Below are 23785 nucleotides of genomic sequence, written 5' to 3'. Positions count from 1 at the left end.
TGCGCCGAAACAAAATCCGATTATGCATATCCCCCCAACGTTTGATAATATATTCATTTGCCAAGTCATGAGTGCAGCCATTAAGCTTATAAAAAACAGGAAAACTATCCCCGTTTTTTTCATGAAGTTCCCGTTCATTGTCTGTTACACCTCCCTTGCTCGAAGTTAAAATAGTATATGATAGATTGCTAGATTCCGTGTTCCTATTTACCTTGTAAAAAAAAGCCCGAAGCGCCACCCGCGCTTCAGGCTTAATTTATCTGTTCAGCAAGCTTCCCACATAACGCAGCAACTCATTGGCGCACACCGGGCAATACCCGTGCTCATCAATTAACTGCTTCGTCACATCGTTGATTTTCTTCAGCTGCTTCTCATCCGGTGTTTTCGACGATGTCGTGATCTTCACGATATCCTTCAGATCGGCGAACAGCTTCTTCTCAATCGCTTCACGCAGGCGCTCGTGGCTGCTGTAATCGAATTTCCGGCCTTTCCGCGAATAGGAGGAAATACGGATCAGAATTTCTTCCCGGAACGCTTTTTTCGCATTTTCGGAAATGCCGATTTGTTCCTCAATGGAGCGCATCAGGCGCTCATCCGGATCCATCTCCTCACCGGTGAGCGGATCCTTGATTTTGCCCCAGTTGCAGTAAGCCTCAATATTATCGAGATAGTTGTCGAAAATGGTTTTGGCCGACTCTTCGAAGGAATAGACGAAGGCTTTTTGCACTTCTTTTTTGGCGATATCATCGTACTCTTTACGCGCGACGGAAATGAAGTTGAGATACCGTTCACGCTCATCCTTCGTAATCGACGGATGCTGATCCAGGCCATCTTTCAGGGCACGCAGGACATCCAGCGCGTTAATGCACTGAAGATCCTGCCGAATCAGAGCGCTCGAAATCCGGTTGATGACATAACGTGGATCGATGCCGCTCATGCCTTCTTCTTGGAATTCATTTTGCATTTCTTTCAGATCGGCTTCTTTGTAGCCTTCGACGACTTCGCCGTCGTACATCCGCATCTTTTTGACCAAATCCATCCCTTGCTTCTTCGTTTCCTTCAAACGGGTCATGATGGAGAAGATGGCAGCCACACGTAAAGAGTGCGGGGCTGTGTGAATGTGCGACATATCGCTCTGTCCGATGAGCTTGTAGTAAATTTTCTCTTCATCGGTTACCCGAAGGTTATACGGAATCGGCATGACAATCATCCTGGATTGCAACGCTTCATTCTTTTTATTGGCAATAAAGGATTTGTACTCCGTTTCATTCGTATGCGCAACGATCAACTCGTCGGCACTGATGAGCGCGAAGCGCCCCGCTTTGAAATTCCCCTCCTGCGTAAGTGAAAGCAAGTTCCAGAGGAACTTCTCATCGCACTTCAACATTTCCTGGAACTCCATGATCCCGCGATTGGCCTTGTTAAGCTCCCCGTCGAACCGGTAAGCACGCGGATCGGACTCGGAACCGAACTCGGTGATCGTTGAGAAGTCGATGCTTCCCGTCAGATCGGCGATATCCTGCGATTTGGGATCCGATGGACTGAACGTCCCGATACCGACACGGCCCTCCTCGGATACAAATACACGCTCCACCAAGACGTCTTCAATGCATCCGTTGTAGTCGGTTTTCAACCTCATTTGGCAGGACGGACATAAGCTGCCTTCGATTTTCACATTTAACTCTCGCTCGATTTCGGGACGCAATTCCATCGGAATGAGATGAAGCGGCTCCTCGTGCATCGGGCACCCTTTGATCGCATAGACGGCCCCTAAGTCTGTTTTGGCAAACTGTTCCAACCCACGTTTCAGCATTGTCACAATTGTGGATTTACCACCGCTTACAGGACCCATTAGCAGCAAAATACGTTTACGAACATCCAATCGACGGGCAGCGGAGTGGAAATATTCTTCTACCAGCTTCTCAATCGCTCGATCCAGGCCAAAAATCTCTTGGTTGAAAAATTTGTAAGACTTATGCCCGGATTGATCATTAATCCCTTGCGAAGCAATCATATCATAGACTCTGGAATGTGCGGTTCTTGCGAGTCCATGATTTTTGCGAAGCAATTCTATGTACTCCGCGAACGTACCGGTCCAGCCCAATGCATCCTTCTCCGTACGATGCTCCGAAATTCTTTTGAATATGTCCATGGGTACCTCCTTTCACTGCTGCCTTTCTAACTACAGGTCAGCTCGTGATGGTGAATTGTGTACTACAATCCTATGCACCCACAGAAGAGAACTTGCCCGAAATTTTTATGAGAATTGGTTTTCATAAGAAAGAAAGTGCGCCCTGCTAATCCGGCTGCTTCCATCTACTCCAGCTTTGGAGGCAAAGCCGGCATGGCCATAATCATCTTGGTGCCTTGTTCAAGCTTGCTTTCAATTCGCAGTCCATACTGCTCGCCGTAGACCATCTGAATCCTGCGATGAACGTTTAAAACGCCGATGCCGCCCTTTTTCCCTGCTTCATCCACTTCGCCGTCCGCCAATCGATTCGTATTCAGCTTCTCCCGAAGCTGCATAAGCTTGGCTTCTGACATTCCTGCCCCATTATCCTCCACACTGATCCAGAAGATGTTATCATGAACGCCGCCATCAATCCGGACAACGTGATAATCCTCCAGGCCGTCCGGGAAGGCATGTTGGAACACATTTTCAACCAGCGGCTGCAGCGTCAGACGCACCATGACATGAAGCAAATATTCAGGCTTAATCGCCACATCAATCTCGAACTCCCGGCCTATGCGATGCCTTAATACGACCAAATAATACATAACGTGCTTCAACTCATTCGCTACTGTAATTTCTTCAAGATTCGTCTGAACGGAGTAGCGCAGCATGTAGGCCAATGCCTTCACAATTTCAGAAATCTCCTCAGAATCCTGGATAGTAGCGTAGCAAACGATTGTCTCCAGCGTGTTGTACATAAAATGCGGATTAATCTGCAGCTGAAGCGATTGGAATTCTGCCTTCTGGCGTTCCATCCGAATTTCGGAATTGCTTAATTCCACTTGCACCACGCGGTCGACAGCTTCCGAAAGCCGCTTGACCATCAAATTATAGCGGACCATCAGCTCGACAATCTCATCGCGGTGAGGCGGCAGTGGAATGGTTGCCCAATTCCCTTTCTCCGTCTCCCGCATGCCGGATTTGAGCGTTTGCACGGGTTTGGCAATAGATTTGCCGAATCTGTAGGCGAGCAGCATCGCCAAGATCAAAGTGAACAATCCGACGACCAGCGTTGTCGAGCGGATGTTGGAAAGCGGCTTGCGCAGCTCGCGAATCGGCATGGACACAACAAGCTGCCAATCGGAAAACTCCGATTTGCGGCTTACATACATGCGCTCATCGCCTTCGTAAGCATCGGCAAAGGAATGCGAACCGGCTTGATTCAGCTTAGCAAAAAAAGCTTTCGGCACACTCGTGCCGACTTTGAACCCATCCGGGTGGTAAATGTAACGCCCTTTGTCATCGATGATAAACAAATACCCATACTTCCCTAAATCAATGCCTTTCCATAAGGCCGACAGATCGGCTGACCGCATCTCAATCGCAAGTAAACCCGACAATTCCGGTGACGTGTAGCCGCGAATACGGCGGACGATCGTTAGCATTTGATTCTCTTGCCCTTCTATAATCGTGTGGTTCAGGATGCTTAATTGACCGTCAGCCGTCGTATTGGCAAGGAAATAATCGCGCTGCTTTTGGATATCCTCGGCATTAAAGGATTGTTCATTCACATTATTATAATAATAAACCGCATTCTTCTTATCGCTGATCAGATAAACAGAAGCAAGTTTGGGATTACGTATAAATAGCGGGTCCACGCTAACTTCCCGGATTGTTTTACGATACAAATAGTAGTCATATTCTTCCCTTGTGGCAGGCAGATCAATGAACTCCATAATCTGTCTATTCGTTAACAGCGAGACAATCGAGCGCTCATAGTCCTTCAAATACAGATCGGTATGGTGAACGGCGTTCCCGGCAATTTGATCCATTTGATTTTCTACCATTTCCTCCAGTTCTCCGGAAGTAATGATATAGGAGAAGATACCTACACAGCTGAGCGAAAGGACAATAACAATGAGGAAATACGCAAATATTTTCTTCGTAAAACCTCTGATCTTCATTTGATACCTAATCTGGCGCGGTATTCCGTTGGGGAAACACCGACAATTTTCTTAAAGGTTTTCGTAAAATGGGGATAATCGTCATATCCGACGTCCGCTGCAACATCAACGATTCGAACATGCGGTGCGGACAGCATTTCTTTCGCCTTCGCCATCCGCTTGTTAATCCGGTACTGTACGAAGGTCTCTTGCGTGATTTTTTTGAAAAGCGAGCTGAAATACGTCGGCGTCAGTCCAACCATCGCCGCGACTTGATCCAAAGAAATATCCTCTGACAACCGGCTGTCGATATACGCCTTGGCTTCTTCCATCGGATCTTTGAAATGACCGCTGCGGACTGCGTGCAGCCCGCTGATCATGTTCAAAAGACCTTTCTCAAAAGCATCCAGCGCTTCTTTGACGCTATCCGCCTGCAGATGGGCAGGAACGGACGCAGGCGAGTAGTGGCGTGCTTGAAAGCGTTTTACGAGAAGCGCATTGCAATCATCCAGCAGCTCTTTCAGCTGGGCCAGCGAGATATTCGCCGACAGGCAATATTCCCGCCAGCCTGCGATAAGGTTCTTGATTTCCTCCATTTGCAAAGCCCATATTTGCTGTTCCATCTGATCGATCCACTCGATATAGCGGGATGGGGATAAATAACCGTGTTTCGGTTTTTTGATCAGCTGATCCAGCATGTCATGGACATCGCTTTTGGTAGCCGGTTTCAATAAATAGTGCCTGACACCGTAATTCATGCTCTTTTGTGCATATTCAAAGTCATTGTAACCGGATATGACAACGGTTTTGATATGAGGGAACTCCTCATGAATAATTTTGCATAATTCCAGTCCGTCCATTTTGGGCATGCGAACATCCGTCAACACCAGATCAGGCTCTGACGCCCGAATTTGCTCCAAAGCAGCTTCGCCGTTCTCGGCCGTCTGAATTTTGGAGAAAGCGGGGACGTACAGTTCCGCCATTTTTACCATTCCTCTGCGAATAACAGGTTCATCGTCCACGATCAGTACATGCATGTCCAGCCCCCCTCATGCTCTCAGCGTTGCTAATCCAATTATGATAACCTACTTACTGCTCGTTCATCAACAAACGTGTTTGTGCAAATCGCCAAGTGACCGCCCGGTAAGATGACGATCCGTTGTTTTCTCCTATCCATGCGCCGATATATCGGCCATCTTGATCGATCGTTACGCTCAAATTCCACCAACTGCATTTGCCTTGCTCGTAATCGAAGGTTTCGCCATCATCGTCATAAAGCCTTGTTGTTCCAGGTTCGGTGCCAAAGTGCACCAATTCAATCTCCGTAAGCGTTCCAGGTGACGGAACATGCGGAAGCGCAGCCATCATAGGAATAATGGAGCCGCTTTTCACGAAAACAGGGATATGCTCAAGGCCTGCCTGCACACGGATCACACAACCGCCTGTATATCGCTCTCCCGTCTCCAAGCCATACCAAACACCAGCAGGCAGCAGTACCTCACGCTCTGTTTCTCCCTCGACCAGAGGAGCTACAAGCAGCGCATCCCCGACCATATACTGGTCGTCCCACTCTCTAGCCTTCTTTTTACCGTAAGCGCCATCCGTCGTATTCAAAAGCTGCTGCTCATCTTGGGCGGCTAACTTGGCCTCAGCGTCGGCAATCTCTTCCGGCGTCAGTACGAACGGCATCGCCCGAAACGGTGGAATCCCTTGCTCGCGATAAACGGCAAAAGCGGTATATAAATACGGCAGGAGTTTCATCCGCAGTTTAATATAATGCCGCACGGTGCCCTCTACCTCGGGGAAGGACCACGGTTTAGTCCCGTCACCCCATGCATTCAGCATGGCCATCGGTGAGAAACAGACCGTTTGCATACGCCGAACCCAATCTTCGGCATTTCTCGCCCGGCGGACCTCCGGTGTCCACAGCAAACCACTAAAGGAAGAGCTGCAAATCCCCCGAATAAACTGCTTATGGTCATATAAATCCGAGTACAGAACATATGGCATCGTTGAGGCAGCGCCACCTGAAGCTCTGACCAGTCCGTACGTCCGGCGATTCCGGCTTCGGAACAGATCAGCCGTCATTTTTTGGAACATCAAGCCATACATCTGTCTCATCTGCTCGCCGTCCAAGCCGGAGGGGAACTTGGCATGAGCCGGGAACATCCAGGAATTGTTCGTCAATTCACTGCCATCGCATTCATCCAGCTTGTACCCGGACACTCCGATATGCACGTGCTGCTCCTCATGCTGTTTCTTATAAAGCTCAGCTGCTTCTGGCAGCGAGTAATCCGGCGCAAGCCCGCCCCACACGGTATGGGTTCCCGAAAGCGGCTGCAAGCCTGCGTATAGTTCGCTCTGAGGCGAAACGTACGGGTGCTCCCAGAGGTTCACACGAAAGCCCTTTTGAGCCAGTTGATTGACAAAGCTGGCAGGCTCAGGAAACCGGTTTTTTTCCCATTCATAAGTGACCGGATAGCTGTGGCTGTGCCAGCCAGGCTCCAGTCCAATGACATCGCAAGGGAAATCGTTAAGGCGGAATTGCTCGGCTTCTTCAAGCACTTGCTGATCACTGTACAATGTCGGAACACGGTGCCAGAAACCTAGTCCCCATTTCGGAGGCAAAACGCCTCCCCCGCACATTAAATTGTATCTGGCTACCACTTCAGAAAGGGTAGGTCCGCCAAATAAATAGACGACTGCGCCGTCAGCAGGAATCTGGATTTCTACCCGTGATGCCACTGGCGTAGCCTTCCATCCTTTATCCGTATTGCGATCGCGAATCTCTTCCTGCTGCGTATCCTCTTGCTTCAACGTAGAGCCGCAAAACATCGTTACGATGCGTGGCGTATCCACCCAGACTCCATACCCTTGATCGCTCACATAAAAAGGGACGGGCGCATGCGTTTCACCCGTATCCTGTTTAGGATCGCTGTTCACACGCAAAAAGCGGGTTCTCCCCCGTTGATTCATTCGCAGCAGCTGAAGGCCTGTACCATACAGCTTCTCGGTCCTATTTAGTGGGAAGGACACAACGAAGCGCCCTCCCGCTTCCTCCAATTGAACATGATCCCAGGCAAAAGGAGGCTCTACCTGCGGCATTTGCAACAAAGCCTCATCCTTAGGTGCAACCCCCATCCATGTTAATGGTGTGATCCCCTGAGGCTCTCCAATTGTTAAACGCCATATGCCTGGCGCTGTTTGTTCCCACTTTGTAATCGGCATGCTCGCATCTCCATTCGTCTATATGATTGGAACCGGAATTGCGTACGTCTTCCCGAATTCGCTGGCCAACTTGGCATAATGCACAAGCGCCTGCGTTTTCAAATAATCCCGGCCGCTAGTCTCCGACTCCCGCCCTTCCCGCAGCGAAGCCAGGAATTCAGCCAGCGTATCGGTCAGATCAATGCCGCTATAGTCCTCGATCCGTTGAACCTCTCCGTCCCGTATAACGCGGATCTCATTACCGACGTATTCAATTGCTCCCTCCGTGCCTTCCAAGCGCCAATTCCCGCTCCATGGTGTTTCAGTCCCTCTGGCCGAGATGGAGGCATTATACGATGCCGTAATGCCGTTATCCATCTCTAAGAACGCATAAGCATTAATAATGGCGCCGTCCTGCTCCCACGCATTGATTGGGTTGTACAGCTTTGCTTGTACGGTTTTTCCTTCTCTTCCGCTAAAATAACGGAACAAATCAAAGTGATGGACACCAATGTCATCCAGAATGCTGACGGTGTATCTTCTTTGAACGTTGTGATATCTATAAAACTGTACATCCATAGAGGACAGGCTGCCGATAACGCCCTCGTCCAAAAGCTGTTTCATTTTACGTATATGCGGCATCCTCCGGTAATTTTCTGCGATCATAAAAGGCAGCTTTTCTCGCTCCGCCCGAGCCACCACTTCAATGGATTCCTCATAATCAAAGGAGATCGGCTTTTCGCATAAAACCGCCAATTTACGATCAAAAGCCGCATGATTCACCACGGTGTGCACCATCGGTGACGTTACATTGACAAGAAAATCCGCTTGCTCCTTCTGCAAGGCTTCCTCTAAGGAAGTGTAAAAAGGAAAAGGGTCATTCTGCATTTTCTCTTTCATCGCCGCATCCACCTCGACAACGGCTGCCAATAAACCTTGATCTCGCAGGCGCTTATACCAGCTAAATCCTGCCGAACCCAAACCAACCAATATCGCTTTCACGCGTTGGTCACCCCTTCATTGTTTCGTTGCCTTCATTATAGGAATTAATTCGGCACGCTGAAAGGATAAAATTAAGATCGTATGTCATTTTTTACGATTTTCTGCAAATAAAAAAATATCCACCAGCAAAACTCCGCCAATGGATACTTTTCCGCCTTTATTTAATATCAATCATAATTGCGCCTTGTTTTTTGTTCCAGCGATCGGTTGCTTCCTTAATAATCTCGTTACCGCCTTTGGACTTGTACTCTTCGATGACTTTAGGCCAATCGCTGATCGGTTCCTTGCCGTAAATCATTTTAATCATATGATCAACGATAATTTTGGGACCTACATCGGGTTGCGGTGCCGCAAGATCCGGGAATTTAGAGAATGTGCTCAAATCCGGATAGAAACCAATGCCTGGCAGCCCTTCCTTCGTTAACACTTCATCAAATGCTTTCAATGTTGCTTTGCCATCCTCGTTCAGCAGCAATCTTGGTTTGTTGTAAGTGGAGTCATGCACCGCCCACATCGTTCCGCTGCGGAAGCCTTCTTCATCCGTCTCTTCCTTGGTCGTAGGGAACTTGTAATTAATTTTGCCGCTGCTGTCCTTGGTGTAAGTATCCCCTTCAATACCAAAAGTGAAGAAAGTTTCGGCTTCTGGCGAAACCATCCAATCGAAGAATTTAATAATGTTTACGGCTGTTTCTTGCTTCACGTTTTTGTTAATAAAGAAGGTTCGAATGACCGGCGCGTAATAGAAGTAGCCGCCTTTCCCTTCCGGCCCTTTGGGCGAGGCAACGATTTCGACCTTAGACCCTGGAACAGCTTGTTGAATTTTCGTCCGGTAGCCCGGCAAGCCTGAGGCGTTCTGCGACCAAATGCCGGCTTTGCCCGACTCAATATTTTTAGAGAAATCCGTGGAGGAGATTGTAGCGAATTCCTTTGGAATCAAGCCTTCATCGTACATCGTTTTGTAGGTCGTAAGTGCTTTTTGCACATTCTCTACATCGAAAAATTTCGGAACAACCTGACCGTTCACCAATTCAAATTGATCCTTGTAAGGAAGCACATCGTACGCGCCCAGAATAACGTCCGCATACTTGAAGTTCTCCCTCATCTGATACGGATTCTCGACGCCCAGCTTCTTGAAAGCACGCAGCACATTCAGGAATTCATCGACGGTTTTCGGCGCTTGTAACCCTGCTTTCTCTAATAGATCCGTACGAATGTAAGTCGAACGACGGGAAGGATTGCTCAAAAATTCAGGCACACCATAAATTTTGCCTTCATACGAAACGCTATCCCAAGCGGCTTTCGGAATCGCTTTCATCAAGTTCGGAGCGTACTGTTTCAGCAGATCATCCAGCGGCATGAACACGCCGTTCTCCACGGAACCGGACATCGACTTACTGCCTGGACCGCCAATGCTGCCAACGACATCCGGGATATCGTTACTTGCGAACATGACGCCGAATTTGGCATCCTCCATCACTTTCACGTCAAGATCCGTATTGGTTAGCTGCTCCAGCTTCAATACCCATTTGTCCTTGTTCAAATCCGGCACGCGGGTATGATAGCCCGTACTTACGGTCGTCGGGAAAAGGATAGAGAATTTCGCCGGTGCTTTCTTCGCATCTGCAGACGGCTGCGACGACGCTTTTTCCGCTACTTTGCTATCTGTTGAACAAGCGGTGAGTGCGGATGCTGCCATGATGACAGCGAGAGTGAGACTTATCGTTTTTTTCATATAACCCCTTCTTTCCAGCTTTTTTGCAAGCGGTTCCACTGCTCAGTGTTATCATAACGACTGCTTAAAATTTTCTGAATGTATAAATTTAAGGAGCTATGTCATTTTATACGATTGCTTAGCGGTCATCCTCATTTCTTTCCAAGAAAAAGAACGCCCTTTTTATTTTGATAACGATCGGTTGCTTCTTTGATGATTTCGTTGCCGCCTTTGGTCTTGTATTCTTCAATCACCTTCGGCCAGTCAGAAATCGGCTCTTTGCCGTATATCATTTTGATCATATGATCCATAATGATTTTCGGAGCTGCATCCGAACCCGGCGAAGCAGCGTCGGGGTATTTGCTATTCGCCTCCAAATCCGGAGCAAAGCCAATCCCAGATAACCCTTCATGGGCAAGAATGTTATCGAAAGCATCCAAAATATACGGACCGTTCGGATCCGTTTCCATTTTCAGACGGTTCACCGTGCTTTCATGGGCGGAGTGCAAGGTGCCTCTATGGTCCTGCTCTTCCTGTTCTTCTTTGTTGGTCGGTTCCTTATACTTGATTTTACCATCGACCACCGTATACGTGTCGCCTTCAATTCCAAACGTGAAGAACTTATAAGCTTCGTCTGACGACATCCAATCAAAATATTTCACGATCTCCGCTGCCGTCTCAGGCTTCACATTTTTGTTAATATAGTGCGCACTTGTAACCGGTAAATACATCAGATAGCCGCTTTTGCCATCCGGACCCTTGGGTGATGAGATTACATCGACTTTCGCGCCCTTCACGGCATTCGGAATATTCGTCCGGAAATCATTTAAACTGACCAAGTTGGAAGACCATATGCCTACCTCGCCGGCTCGAATATTTTTTAACCAATCCGTCGATGACGTCGTCGCGAATTCCTTAGCCATCAAACCTTCATCGTACATGGTTTTATAGACGGATAAAGCTTTTGTCATATTGTCCACATCAAAAAATTTCGGCACAACTTGACCATTGACCAATTCGAACTGTTCTTTGTACGGAAGCACATCGTAAGCACCGAGGATCGTGTCGGCATATTTTAACGTTTCACGCCCCCCATACGGGTACTTAACGCCCATCTCTTTAAATTTGCGAAGGACATTCAAAAACTCATCAACTGTTTTCGGTGCCGGCAATCCCGCCTTCTCCAACAGATCGGTACGGATAAAGGTGGCGCGCCTGGAAGGATTGTTCAACCAGTTGGGAATGCCGTATATTTTGCCATTATAGGATACAGCTTCCCAAGCTTCCTTCGGCACCATTTTCATCAAATTGGGAGCATTCTGTTTTAATAAGTCATCCAGAGGCATGAACATACCCGCTTCTACGGAACCGGACATCGCTTTGTCTGTCGCTGTTCCCAAGCTTCCCACGACATCGGGCACGTCATTGCTGGCGAACATGAGGCCCATTTTGCTTACTTCCGTTATTTTCAGCGTGAGGTCGGTGTTCGTCAGCTCTTCTAACTTTTTCACCCATTTGTCATTGTTAATATCGACACGGGTGTGGTAGCCGGTATTGGAAGTTGTCGGATACGAAATGGAAAATTTCGTTGGCTGCTTTTTCGCCTCGGGTGCCGCCGTAGCCGCAGCGGTTTGCTGCGGCTCTGTCGTTCCTGTGGAGCATCCGGCCATAGTTCCAGCAGACAGTGCTGCGGCTAACGCCACAACTGCTACTTTTTTCAATGGAATCCCCTCTTTCTAATCGAAATTAGATGTGTTTCCATAAGGTTAAGACTTGACGGAGCCTACCATCATACCTTGAATAAAGTGTTTTTGCAGGAACGGGTAGACCAGAAGAATGGGTATCGTCGCAACAACAATCACAGCCATTTTGATCCCTTCGGGTGAAAGGAAAAGCATTAATTCAGACGATACATCCGATTGGCCGAACTGATCCGTGAATACAATCTCCCTTAAGCGAACCTGCAGCGGAATCCAATTTCGGTGATCGATGTAAAAGACGGCTTCGGCATAACGATTCCAGTGTCCAACGGCATACATGATCCCCATGGTCGCCATAGCGGGCTTGGAAAGCGGCAGTACAATGTTCCACAAGATCCGGAACTCCCCGCATCCGTCCATTCGGCCTGAATCCAGCAGCTCAACCGGCAGGTTTAGGAAGAAAGATCGCATAACAAATAGATTAAAAGCGCTGATCGCCATCGGGAGCATTAAAGCCCATAACGTATTAAGCAACCCTAACTGCTTCACGAGCAAATAATTTGGAATTAGCGGTGCGCTGAAAATCAATGTAAACAGTATCATAATCAGAATCGATTTACGGAACAAATATTCAGGCCTGGAGAGCGGATACGCCAGCGTCGTTGTCATAAACAAATTGATGAATGTACCGAAAACGGTAATAATGACGCTGTTCCTGAATCCTAACCAGATTGTCGGATCCTGCAAAATAAGCTTATAGCTTCCCAGTGTAAAACCAACCGGCCAAAGTGAAACCTGCCCTGCGTTAATCGCGACGTTATTGCTTAAGGATTGAGCAATAATATGGATGAGGGGAAGCACCATACTTAGTCCGAGAGCTCCCAATAGAATAATATTAATAAAATTAAAAATTTTATGGCCTCTTGTCATAATCATAGCGAATTACCTCCTTTCTTATCTGTGTCCTTAATACAAGCCTTCACCCGTTACTTTTTTGCTGAATGTATTACTGAACATAATTAAAGCTAAGCCGACAACCGACTTGAACAACCCAATAGCCGTTGTGTAACTGTACTGACGGTCAACAAGTCCTGCACGGTATACGAACGTATCGATAATTTCCCCATTTTCGTTGTTGAGCGGGTTGAGGAAGACAAAGACGCGTTCAAAGCCAAAGTCGAGAAAGTTTCCGATATGAAGCAAAAATAGAATGACAATCGTCGGTAAAATCGTCGGAATGGTAATAGAAAACACTTGCCGAAGCCGGCTGGCACCATCGATTTGGGCAGCCTCGTAGAGATCAGGGTTAATCCCAGCAATAGCAGCCAAATAGATGATCGTCCCCCAACCGCTGTCTTTCCAAATGCCTGAAGAGATAAGAATCGTACGGATATATTCATTTTCCCCTAAAAAGTAGATCGGATCGACGCCGAATAAGCCGAGAAGATGATTAACGATTCCAGTGGACGGGGATAGTACGCCGACAACAACCCCGCCTACGATGACCCACGATAGAAAGTGTGGCATATAGACCACGGTTTGAACGATTCTTTTGTACGTCATGATGCGTAATTCATTGATCAATAAAGCCAATAGGATGGGAACCGGAAAGGCGAAGAGCAAATCGTAGATCCCGATCAAAATCGTATTTTTCAAAATCTGCAGAAATTCGGTGTATTGGAACATCCGCTGGAAATTTTCCAGCCCGACCCACGGACTCCCCTTAATGCCTTTGAATATGTTGTAGTTTTGAAAAGCAATGACTGAACCGAATAAGGGGATATATTTAAAAAGCAAGAAATAAATAATACCCGGTAATGAAATCACATAAATCGGCCAATGTTTTCGCATAAAAGCCCATTTCTGACTCTGCGATGTGAAATTGTAAATTGTTCGATCGGATGGCTGAATTTTACTGGCCATGTTCTCCTCCCCTTCATGCCTGCAGCATTTAATGTACTTCCTTATCTTACAAGGGTTGGCAGCAGCTAGCGATGGCGAAACTTATAGCGCTTTGTGTTTTTTTATGATTGATTGGAGACTGGATAGCAGCTCGAAAAAAGTCTCTTTATAACTCGACGCCGTACCGTTTCGCCGCACTTCGATACAGCCAATCTTCCGCGATTTGTAACGCTGTGGACTGATCAATCCAGCCCGCTTCGATTTGATTCCAGAGGAACTCGCCTACTAGCCGTTTAATCACGATAATCTTCCCGTAGCTCCACTCCATGCAGCGCGCATCGGATACGATCAGCGAGCTTTTGATGGCAGGCAGTGCTTCCAGCCTGTACTGCATGCTGTCACGGTAGGTGCTCGCGCGGAAGTTAAACCACCAGTGCCCGCCGACGTGCACATTAGGGAAGTTCCATGCGGCCTGCACGATATCCAGGTTATTCAGCTCTGACGCTACAACAAGCTCAAACGGACAAGCGTACGCTTCAAATAGGGCGGACAACTTTAAGATACGTTCCGGATCATTAACCGGCACAGCTGTTCCACACCAGGAGCGCTCTACGCCGAGAAATAGCTGCACGAGCAGTCCCCGCTGCTCAGCTGCTGCTCCGATTTCATGCAAAAGCATCATCAGGATCTCGTCTTTGGTGCTGTCCTGTCCGATGACAACCTTGTGATTGGCGCTGGCCTTATAGCTCGGCAGCGTCGTCATAATCCCCTTGACGCCGTCCTTTTTGTACGCATCCAACAATTGGCCCAGCTTCGCGCGCGTGTCCGCCAATGCCGCAGCACGGTCACTCGACGCTTCAATGTCCTTGACCCATGCCCCCAACTTGCCATCTATTCGTGGAATGAGAATGGCATTGTGTGCCATGCCTTGAAACTCGGCGTGCTCCGGGATATTCACGACGAAACGTCGCGCTTGCATACGGTTGGCTACCTCTTGCGCCCAATCGGCCCTTTGGGCAGACTGCTTGATGGCCCTATCGGCTTCCAGCACGGAAGCCTTATCGCTAAGCGTTATGCCATAAAGATCTTTGAGAATATGCGTAAATGCAATGTTCATCAAGGTATTTCTGGTTGCTTGGTAGGCATCCAAGAACGCAGAAATTCGCAAATCCTCCGGCAGCTCCATCGCACCTGCTGGATAACCTGCTGCCTGCATCTCGCGAAACAGCCAGAAGTAATGAGCTACTTCCCAAAAATCCCCGGCAGCGAGACGATCCCCCACAAGGTGGGTGTGAGTATCCAAAACCGGTTGCTGCAAAATATGTTTCGTGAATGCTTCTTTACTGAGTTGTATCCCCATGCTCATTTCTATTTCCTCCTCCTGCTGCTATGAAATTTGGATCTATGCAAGAATTTGATCAATCAAAGCCAATTCTTCCTCTGTAAAATGAAGCTGATTCAAAGCAGCCACATTATCATCCAACTGCTGCACCTTGCTTGCCCCGATCAAAGCGGAAGTCACGTGCCCCTTGCGAAGAACCCACGCCAAGGCCATTTGGGCCAAGCTTTGTCCCCGCTCCTGGGCCATCACGTTCAACCGGCGCGATTTCGCAATTTTCTCTTCGGTGATGTCTTCAGGCCGCAGAAACACACTGCCTCCGGCGGCACGCGAGTCTGCCGGAATGTTCTCCAAATAACGATCGGTGAGCAGCCCTCTAGCCAGCGGGCTGTAAGCGATCGAACCGATGCCCTCTTGGGCCAGCACATCCTGCAAGCCTTGTTCCAGCTTTCTTTCGAACATGGAATAGTGTACTTGATGGATCACGAACGGAGTTCCCAGGCTTTTCAAAATACTCGCTGCCTGTTCCGTCTGCTCTGCATTATAGTTGGAAACGCCAACATACAGCGCTTTCCCTTGGCGTACCGCTTGATCCAAAGCGCCCATCGTTTCCTCAAGCGGCGTTTCCGCATCGAACCGGTGCGAATAATAGATATCGACATAATCCAAGCCTAGTCGTTTGAGGCTCTGATCAAGGCTCGATAGCATGCTTTTTCGGGAGCCCCGCTCTCCATAAGGGCCCTCCCACATGCGATAGCCGGCCTTCGTTGCGATGATCAACTCATCGCGGTAGGGATGCAGATCCTTTTTCATAATCTGCCCAAACGTTTCTTCCGCAGAACCTGCCGGCGGACCGTAATTATTTGCAAGATCAAAATGCGTAATCCCCAAATCAAAAGCGTGACGTGAGAGTGCCCTGCTGCTCTCAAACGTATCCACGCCGCCAAAGTTATGCCATAAGCCGAGCGAGATCGGCGGCAGCTTAAGTCCGCTTTTTCCCGTTTGATGATAAGCCATTTTGGTATATCGTTGTTCGTCTGCTAAATAATTCATGAAAGATACCTCCTAATAGGTACAAGCTTGATAGAGTGATTATGAAAGATAGAGGGTTGCCATCCCGGAAGCTGGAATCGCCAGCTTATGAATACCTGCTGTAAACTGTGCGGACCTTTCCTCAACAATCTCACCCGTGCACGATGTAATGACCACTTTCGCTGCCTCAACCGGTTCTGATACCTCAAGGAACAGTCCATCCTGCCTTCTGCCGTTCACCACCATCCATTTCGACACGGATCTAGCAGCTGGAATAGGCACAATGCTGTCATGGTAAGCGACAACAATCCCTTTATCTTCTTTAACAGAACGTACAAGTGGATATAACAATTCCGGATTCATCGGCTCCATGCTGCCGTCCAGAAGCAGACCCCGGTTCTCTTTCCAAAAAGCAAGCCAATAGTCCAGCATCGCCAAATGGTCGGACGGCAATGTATCCAGAAGAACAGACACTTGAGGGACGGAGAACAAACAGTTGATCAGCTGGAGTGCGGCGCTTTCCACCGGCTCCTCGGGATGCCACATGATCATATCCGCATGAGCCGCCGTATTGCCGCAAATCAGTCGAATATCAAGCGTCCGCACCCGGTTCTGAATGCTGTCATTCGGACAATCCGACGCACGAAACATATTGCCGTACTTGCGCATCGCCGGCCCAATATACATTTGGCGAAACTCAATCATGATATCGGGTTTCAGTTCTCTCAGCCTGCCGATCGAATCCGTCAAGAGACGGTCAACAGCCGCCGGAATCGACTCATAATCCTTCCCTTCAACCGTTGAAGGAAGCTGCAGCTCCGGCGAATAAAACGTATCGATGAAGTCCAGCTTGAATCCGTCCAAGTCCCATTCTTTCACCGCTTCTTCATATTTATGAATGATATACTCTCGGACATCCGGGTATCTCGGGTCAAGCACGGCGGCGCCATGGTTCTCATTAAAGCGCAATATTTTATCCTTGAATTGATCCCACACATGACTGTATTTACCGATAAATGGCACAGAGTACCATAGAATAAATTTCATGCCCAGACCATGAACCGCATCCACATGCCGCTTCATGTCGGGGAATTTCCCCGCGTATGTCTCCCAATCGCCACAGTAGGCATACCCTCTGCGGTTATCCTCCGTCTGCCAGCCATCGTCAACGATGACGGCTTCCATTCCAAGCTTTTTGGCGATCCGGCACTGCTGTTCAATCTGTTCGTCCGTTACATTCTGGTGCATGCTGTACCAAGTTGAGTACATCGGTTCTTTGGCGGCGGCTGGGACGAAGGCAGGACGGTATTCCGGCATTGAGCTCCACCACTCCTGCACGCCTTGTAAGCTTTCGTAGTAAGGAATATCTCTTGTATCCACGAGAAGTTTGGCCTCATAAGAACATAATGGTGCTGTCGTCTCCGCAAATAATTGGACCCGGCAATGGAAATCCGCTTTTTCCTCGCTAATGCCTCCCGAGTAATGAACGGTATTCAGCGCATCCGAATAAGCGAATGTAAGTCTATTGTGGCCAAGGCTGTTAAACAGCGCATAGACAGGGGCAGAGGCTGCTGCGTTCGAGCGCAATGTGCGCATCCAGTCGGCCTTAAAGCTTTTATTGCGGTCTTGCGCCGGATGCCAGCTGGCCTGAATATCACATGCGGGATGTGACCAATTGATCGTTAAAACAGGGGGAACTGCCGCTTCTTCCGCATCCAGACGCAGCGTGATTAGATCCAGGCCCTCTTGCAGCTTCTCAGCTGCAAGGGACACCGTGAACCCATCACTCTCTCCAGTTAACGTAAAGGTATGGGCAGCCGTCGTGATTTGCCGGTTCATACAGACTCCTCCTGCTGTTGATTCTTATGGCGGTTCAAACCTGCATGGCACCATACAGTCACAATCGGATCGTCCTCACTCGAATTGAGATGATGATCTTCGCCTGGCTCAACAATCACAATGTCCCCTGTGGTAACCGGCGTATGCTCCCCGTTAATCTCCATGGTTCCACTGCCCTGTAAAATGATGAACGCCTCACAATCCCCATGGATATGATAGTCCCTGCCGTCAGGTCCATCATTGGTGTGACTTCGCTCCCCTCGTTTGGCAAATGAAAGACCGCCTGAAGATAAGTAATCACCTGGCAAAACATCCTGCAAAATGTGTCCGCTCTTGGTATCCCGCAGATCGCTCAAACGCAGCTTTATCATCGTTATCCCTCCATTTTCAAACGGTAAAGGCGGCTTCGGAAATCGCCTTTCCAGATCGGTAAATTCAAACCAATATGCATGAAATCATCTCCACCGAAACAGATGGCGTCGGTCTCATCAGGAGCATCCGCATCATACAAAAGATAATTGGCGCCTGCTTCCAAGCCCTTCAGACGCAGCTTCTTCAGCGGAGCATTGGGCTCAGCCAGCACTTGGAAATAAGCGACGAGCGCTTCTTTCTGGTCCTCCGACACGAACATCCAAGCCGCATCCACACCTTGGAAAGGACTGCTCAATCGGTAAAATTGCCCGAATTGAATCAATGGGCGCAGCTCCTTGTAGAGCGCAACCTGCCGTTTTACAGCTTCCTTTTCCTCCTCTGTAAACGTGGTCAAATCCAGCTCATAACCGAAATTGCCCGACATGGCGGCATGCCCCCGCATATCCAGCGGTGTCATGCGATGGACTTGATGATTCGGGATCGCAGAAACATGCGCCCCCATAGCGCTGATTGGATACACCAAACTTGTGCCATATTGGATTTTCAGCCGCTCCACCGCATCCGTGTTATCACTCGTCCACGTCTGCGGCATATAGTAAAGCATGCCTGGGTCGAACCGCCCGCCGCCGCCGGAGCAGCTTTCGAACAGCACATTTGGGAATCTGGACGTGATCCTCTCCAGCACTTCGTAGAGCCCAAGCATGTAGCGATGAGCCGTCTCCCGCTGCCGCTCCGGAGGGAGCAGAGCTGAACCGATTTCCGTCATATTGCGGTTCATGTCCCATTTGACATAAGCAATCGGACTGCTGGCAAGTATATCCGTAATGACTGTTACGATGTAATCCCTCACATCTTGGCGCGAATAATCCAGAATCAGCTGCTGTCTCGCCTCGGTCCTGCGCCGGCCCGGCACATGCAGACACCAATCGGGATGTGCGCGGTACAAGTCGCTGTCCGGTGACACCATTTCCGGCTCAGACCATAGACCGAACGCCAGTTCCTGCCGGTTCACACGGCTAACCAAATCCGGCATGCCTTTAGGCAGCTTGCCCGGATCGACGAACCAATCTCCGAGCGAGCTTTTGTCATTGTCCCTTTTGCCGAACCATCCATCGTCAAGAACTAGCAGCTCTAAACCGAGCTGTTTGCCAACCGCCGCCAGCTCTTCGATTTTATCCGCATTGAAGTTGAAGTAGGTGGCTTCCCAGTTGTTGATGAGAATCGGCCTGTGACGATCCCGATACTCCCCTCGGCATAGTCGCGTGCGGTACAGCTTATGGTAAGTGCGCGACATCCCGCCAAGCCCTTCTGCTGAAAATACAAGAATGGCCTCAGGCGATTGAAAAGCTTGCCCCGGCTCTAACAGCCAGGAAAAGTCAAAGGCATTGATCCCCATGACAACACGGGTTGTTCCATAAGGATCTACCTCCGCTTGCGCGACAAAGCTTCCGCTATATACAAGACTAAAGCCATAGGCTTCTCCTTGATCTTCATCCGCTTGCTTCGAAAGCAAGGCCATAAACGGGTTGAGCGAATGGCTGCTGCTCCCCCTCCGGCTCTCAATTACGGATCCCCCCGTTGCCAGAGGGCGTCTTTCGATATGGCGCTCGCGCGCCCAGGTTCCAGACAAATGGAGCATATCGAAATCGGAATGCGAGATGTCGAGGCCGAAACTCAACGCTCTAAGCAGTTTCATCGAACGGTTTCCCGTATTGATGTACCGAACCGATCTGGCAACCGCATCATGATCTCGAAAAACCGTATAAGTCAGAATGGCTTGCAAGCCGATGGCAGCATCCGTCAAAACGATATCGAGACTCTCCGCCTCGCCGTCCTGTTCCACATAAGTTGCAGGCAAGCCCTCCAGCTGCGGTTTACCCGCATAGATCCGATGAGACTCATAAATAAGCTCACTGACGGTCGTTCCGTCTTCCATCTGCACTTGATAAGCGGGTACGCGAAAATCACTGCCTCCATATGCCGGAAATTCCTGCGGCAGCGTGTCGAGCGACAGTGTCAAATCATCCGGATCCGTTGACGGCGAAAATGAGCAGCGGCGCCGCATGGCGAGCAGACCGCCAAGATTGCTTCCGCGAACCCTTCGTCCAAAATGGACGTGGGCAAGATATTTGGATTTAATCAACTGTATGATGTAGCTGGTCGACTTCCCTTGAAGATGGAAGGTTTGCGAATTCGAATCGTACACAATGCCCATATCCCGCAGCCCCTTTCTTGTGCATTTAAATCTTTACCTGTTTCCAAACCATCCGTTTAAACCTGAAATAAATGAGATTTGATCGTAGAAATTGATCGCAGGCAACGGCACTCCACAAGCCGAACATCCCCCACGAAAAGATATAAACAAATACATAACTGAGCATGACCCGCACGCCCCAGACGCCAATCAAAGTCGAGTACAATGGAAATCTCGTATCTCCAGCTCCCCTCAAAGCTCCTCCAAGAATGAACTGAGAGATTTGCGAAATTTGGATAAAACCAACAATTCGAAGCGCCCATGCCCCTTCGCGGATAATGGTGGCGTCACTTGTGTACAGCCTGAAAATGTAGGGGGCAAACAGGATAAACACCGCCCCCATGACACCGCCTAAGAGCATGCCGTATTTCCGGATTTGCCAGACATACCGCTCAGCAAGGTCGGGTTTGCCGACGCCAAGCGTTTGCCCTACCAACGTAGAAGCCGCTATGGCAAAAGCAGCCCCGGGCATAAACGAGATGCCGATAATACTCGTCACAATTTGCGAGGCGGCAACGGCAACCGTCCCAAGCCCTGCGCATATTTTGACAAACGTCATAATCCCCAGACGCATGATAAGCTGCTCTAGGCTTGAGGGAATACCAATTCTCAACATGCGATAAATCATGCTTTTATCTAGACGGCTTATCTCCGCCCAACCAATCCGCACCGCAAATTTCCCGCTGAACATAACGACTAAGAAGGCAATCATCGCCATAGCCTGAACCGCCAAAGTGGCGATAGCTGCTCCAGCGACTCCCATTTCCGGTAGGCCTAAATGGCCGTATATCAACACAAACCCCAGAGATATGGACAGACACCCTGACATCACATTAATTTTCATGGGCGTCCGGGTGTCTCCGGCCCCTCGTAAAATAGCGGACAAAGCAGACGAGATAGAGGAAAATCCAATGGACAAAAACATCAGCCGGGCATAGTTCAGCCCATAGTGAACGACTTCAGGGCTAGCCCCCATCATTCGGAGCATCTCCTCCGAAAATAAGATGCCAAGTGCCACAATCAGAACGGAGAGCACAGAGCCCAGCATAAGCGATTGGCCGGCAGCCCGGTTCGCATCCCCCATTTTTCCTGCCCCCGTGGAACGGGCGACAATGACCGTTGTGCCTGTATTCAGCGCTGCAAATAGGACGGTCATTAACATATAAGGCTGGCTTGTTAATCCAACAGCGGCAACCGCAATCGCTCCTAGATGTCCCACCAGAATCATCATTACCATCTGTGTCATGTTAATGAGCAGCATCTCCGTCAAAGAGGGTCCGGCCAGCTTAAAAATCATGCGGCGAACCGCCTTGTGATCCTGCGGATCAACCGTGACGGAATCGCTATAGGCTTCTGCCGCTTTCATGATCGGACCGCCATTAGATGTTCCATCCCGGCAAATACGATTTCGTATTTTGCAGCATCTGCTCGAACAACATCTCCGCCTCGTTCACATCGATGTTCACAAGCGGGTCATTCACGAAAGCATTGAAGGCTAACGCCTTATCCTTTTGTAGAGCGGCCTTCAAAATAAGCTCTTGATTCACCGTGTGCTGCAGCACCAGATTATGCACAGCGGGCGGAAGCTCGCCTGAATAAACAGGACGCAGACTGTTCGCTGAGAAATAGGCATTCGTCTCCACAACCGCTCCGAGCGGAATCCCCTTCATTTGACCCACATTCGGAACGTTGACATTCGTAACAAAGGGCTGAAGGCCGATTAATCCTTTGAGCTGTCTAACTTCTTCCTCTCCCGATGCCTTCAGCGGCAGCTTCTCTTCTCCGCTAAGCAGCTTGCGGTAAAAAAGCTCCGTCGCCATGTGCTTCTCCACACGGCTTGCGACCGTCGTCAAGCCAAACTTCCAGTAGCGAACCGTTTCCGGGTCCTTCATGTACCAAGGAGGCATAAATTCTGCCAGATGGCGATCGCCTGCCGCCGCAATAATCCCGTAACGACGGAACAAATCAAACTTCACTCGGTTAGCGGCCGTGTATGTGTTCGTCATCCAGGCATCTTTGTTATGCTCGAAGCCCGTCTCGTAATACTTATCTACAAACTTCCGATACATCGGGAGCAGATCGATATTTTGGTACGTGGCTTGATCAATCCAAGTAAAATGATTAATGCCCTGCACATTCACTTTCACTTCATCCCGGTGCACGCCCTCTATGCCTTCCATGTCACGCAGCATGCGAATCAATAATCCCTGCGTTCCAAAAATTTCGTGACAGCAACCGAGCGCCTTAATTCCTGGAAACACTTCATAGAGCGTTCTCGTACAAAGCGTCATCGGATTCGTATAATTAAACACCCAAGCATCCGGCGAAAAACGCTCAATGGCTTGGGCAATTTGCAAATACATCGGAATCGTCCGCAGCGCTCTAACCAGCCCTCCCGGTCCAGTCGTATCACCAACCGCTTGGTAAATGCCGTATTTTTCCGGTTCATGCACATCGGAGGCCATCTCCGTGAACGTTCCGGGAAGAATCGAGATGAACACAAAGTCACAACCGCTCAACGCTTCCTTCAGCGTCGGATAAGCCTTGTAGGTCCATCTGGACCTCGTTTCGGCATAATCCGAAACCGAGTTGCCCAATTTCTCGTTATTTTTGGCTTTGTCGTAGTCAAGGTCATACAACCGAATCGTACCGGACAATTGTTCATCCAGCGCAAGATCCGCAATGAGATTTTTGGCCCAATACATGGAGCCCCCACCAATATAAGCAATTTGTATCTCATTAACTTTCCCGTTATTGAATTTCATTGTGCTTTGCTCCTCCTCACCATCATCCATTCATGCATACGCTACAAGTATAGAAAACAATCCGAATTAAAGGGATGGCAAAAATTTAGCGGGGTTGTGATTTTTTACACTTTTCACTTTTGTGGATTAGCAAGCTTACAAATGGAAATTCCAGTTACTCCTTGTGCGACCATCAAAAAAAGACCGTTCAGACGGTTAGTCTGACGGTCTTTTGGGTAGACAGTTGCTCTGCTACTGCTGTTTCTCTAGCTACCTATCTAGCCCCTTCTCCTATCCTGCGTTCTCTAGATACTTGCTCTGTTACTTCTACTTTTGCTTCTCAACTAGCATCCTCGCTTTTCATTGGATGAAATCCAATGCAAGTGCCTTTTCTAGCCATATTTACTACCTTGCATTGGACGAAATCCAATGTCCCTCCTTCAAAACACCCCATTGGACTAAATTCGATCATCTGATCGGATTTAGTCCAATGGGATCGCTATTTTAGCCGTCATTTCCGCCCTCTCATTGGCATTCATCCAATGAGACTATCCGACTTCGCTGGAA

At 48.9% G+C, this 23785-nt stretch carries 16 protein-coding genes; all 16 read right to left on the bottom strand.

Annotation, left to right across the window (positions count from 1 at the left end; all coding sequences use genetic code 11):
* Positions 1-256: 256 nt before the first annotated feature.
* The 16 genes from PCH02S_RS29135 to PCH02S_RS29060 all read right to left on the bottom strand — a co-directional run bounded on the left by PCH02S_RS29135 (position 257) and on the right by PCH02S_RS29060 (position 23239).
* On the bottom strand, positions 257-2152 hold the full coding sequence (locus PCH02S_RS29135) for a PrkA family serine protein kinase (RefSeq protein ID WP_127457602.1): 1896 nt from the start codon (positions 2150-2152) through the stop codon (positions 257-259).
* A gap of 164 nt (positions 2153-2316) precedes the next feature.
* Positions 2317-4137, bottom strand: a complete 1821-nt coding sequence (locus PCH02S_RS29130; protein WP_127457601.1) for a cache domain-containing sensor histidine kinase — start codon at positions 4135-4137, stop codon at positions 2317-2319.
* Positions 4134-5153 (bottom strand): response regulator transcription factor, encoded by a 1020-nt coding sequence (locus PCH02S_RS29125; protein WP_127457600.1) that lies wholly within the window; start codon positions 5151-5153, stop codon positions 4134-4136. Before PCH02S_RS29125 ends, PCH02S_RS29130 begins: the two co-directional genes overlap by 4 nt.
* A gap of 52 nt (positions 5154-5205) precedes the next feature.
* Positions 5206-7344, bottom strand: coding sequence for a glycoside hydrolase family 31 protein (locus PCH02S_RS29120; protein WP_127457599.1), 2139 nt, complete (start codon positions 7342-7344; stop codon positions 5206-5208).
* An 18-nt stretch (positions 7345-7362) separates the two neighbouring features.
* The gene (locus tag PCH02S_RS29115; protein WP_127457598.1) at positions 7363-8325 is read right to left on the bottom strand and encodes a Gfo/Idh/MocA family protein; all 963 of its coding nucleotides are present in this window, start codon (positions 8323-8325) and stop codon (positions 7363-7365) included.
* Positions 8326-8482: 157 nt separating this feature from the next.
* Entirely contained in the window at positions 8483-10057 is a 1575-nt protein-coding gene (locus tag PCH02S_RS29110; RefSeq protein WP_127457597.1) for a type 2 periplasmic-binding domain-containing protein, read from the bottom strand.
* A 131-nt stretch (positions 10058-10188) separates the two neighbouring features.
* The gene (locus tag PCH02S_RS29105) at positions 10189-11757 is read right to left on the bottom strand and encodes a type 2 periplasmic-binding domain-containing protein (protein WP_127457596.1); all 1569 of its coding nucleotides are present in this window, start codon (positions 11755-11757) and stop codon (positions 10189-10191) included.
* Between the two features lie 45 nt (positions 11758-11802).
* The gene (locus tag PCH02S_RS29100; RefSeq protein ID WP_127457595.1) at positions 11803-12672 is read right to left on the bottom strand and encodes a carbohydrate ABC transporter permease; all 870 of its coding nucleotides are present in this window, start codon (positions 12670-12672) and stop codon (positions 11803-11805) included.
* 30 nt (positions 12673-12702) lie between these two features.
* A complete protein-coding gene (locus PCH02S_RS29095; protein WP_127457594.1) occupies positions 12703-13659 on the bottom strand; it encodes an ABC transporter permease in 957 nt (318 codons plus the stop codon).
* Positions 13660-13804: 145 nt separating this feature from the next.
* A complete protein-coding gene (locus tag PCH02S_RS29090) occupies positions 13805-15004 on the bottom strand; it encodes a glucuronate isomerase (RefSeq protein ID WP_246069292.1) in 1200 nt (399 codons plus the stop codon).
* Positions 15005-15040: 36 nt separating this feature from the next.
* Positions 15041-16030 carry an aldo/keto reductase gene (locus PCH02S_RS29085; RefSeq protein ID WP_127457593.1) on the bottom strand — a complete coding sequence of 330 codons (990 nt, stop codon included), beginning with the start codon at positions 16028-16030 and terminating at the stop codon, positions 15041-15043.
* Between the two features lie 39 nt (positions 16031-16069).
* Positions 16070-17848: a glycoside hydrolase family 36 protein gene (locus PCH02S_RS29080; protein WP_127457592.1), complete on the bottom strand. Its 1779-nt coding sequence runs from the start codon at positions 17846-17848 to the stop codon at positions 16070-16072.
* The gene (locus PCH02S_RS29075) at positions 17845-18219 is read right to left on the bottom strand and encodes a cupin domain-containing protein (RefSeq protein ID WP_127457591.1); all 375 of its coding nucleotides are present in this window, start codon (positions 18217-18219) and stop codon (positions 17845-17847) included. The genes PCH02S_RS29080 and PCH02S_RS29075 overlap by 4 nt, the downstream gene beginning before the upstream one ends.
* A gap of 2 nt (positions 18220-18221) precedes the next feature.
* On the bottom strand, positions 18222-20435 hold the full coding sequence (locus PCH02S_RS29070; protein ID WP_127457590.1) for an alpha-galactosidase: 2214 nt from the start codon (positions 20433-20435) through the stop codon (positions 18222-18224).
* Positions 20436-20460: 25 nt separating this feature from the next.
* Positions 20461-21840 carry an MATE family efflux transporter gene (locus PCH02S_RS29065; protein WP_127457589.1) on the bottom strand — a complete coding sequence of 460 codons (1380 nt, stop codon included), beginning with the start codon at positions 21838-21840 and terminating at the stop codon, positions 20461-20463.
* Positions 21841-21853: 13 nt separating this feature from the next.
* The gene (locus PCH02S_RS29060) at positions 21854-23239 is read right to left on the bottom strand and encodes a family 4 glycosyl hydrolase (protein ID WP_127457588.1); all 1386 of its coding nucleotides are present in this window, start codon (positions 23237-23239) and stop codon (positions 21854-21856) included.
* Positions 23240-23785: the final 546 nt, after the last annotated feature.

Origin of the sequence: Paenibacillus chondroitinus NBRC 15376 (genome assembly GCF_004000765.1) — a bacterium.
Classification (GTDB): Bacteria; Bacillota; Bacilli; order Paenibacillales; family NBRC-103111; genus Paenibacillus_E; species Paenibacillus_E chondroitinus.
This window is presented reverse-complemented; position numbering and strand designations above follow the sequence as displayed.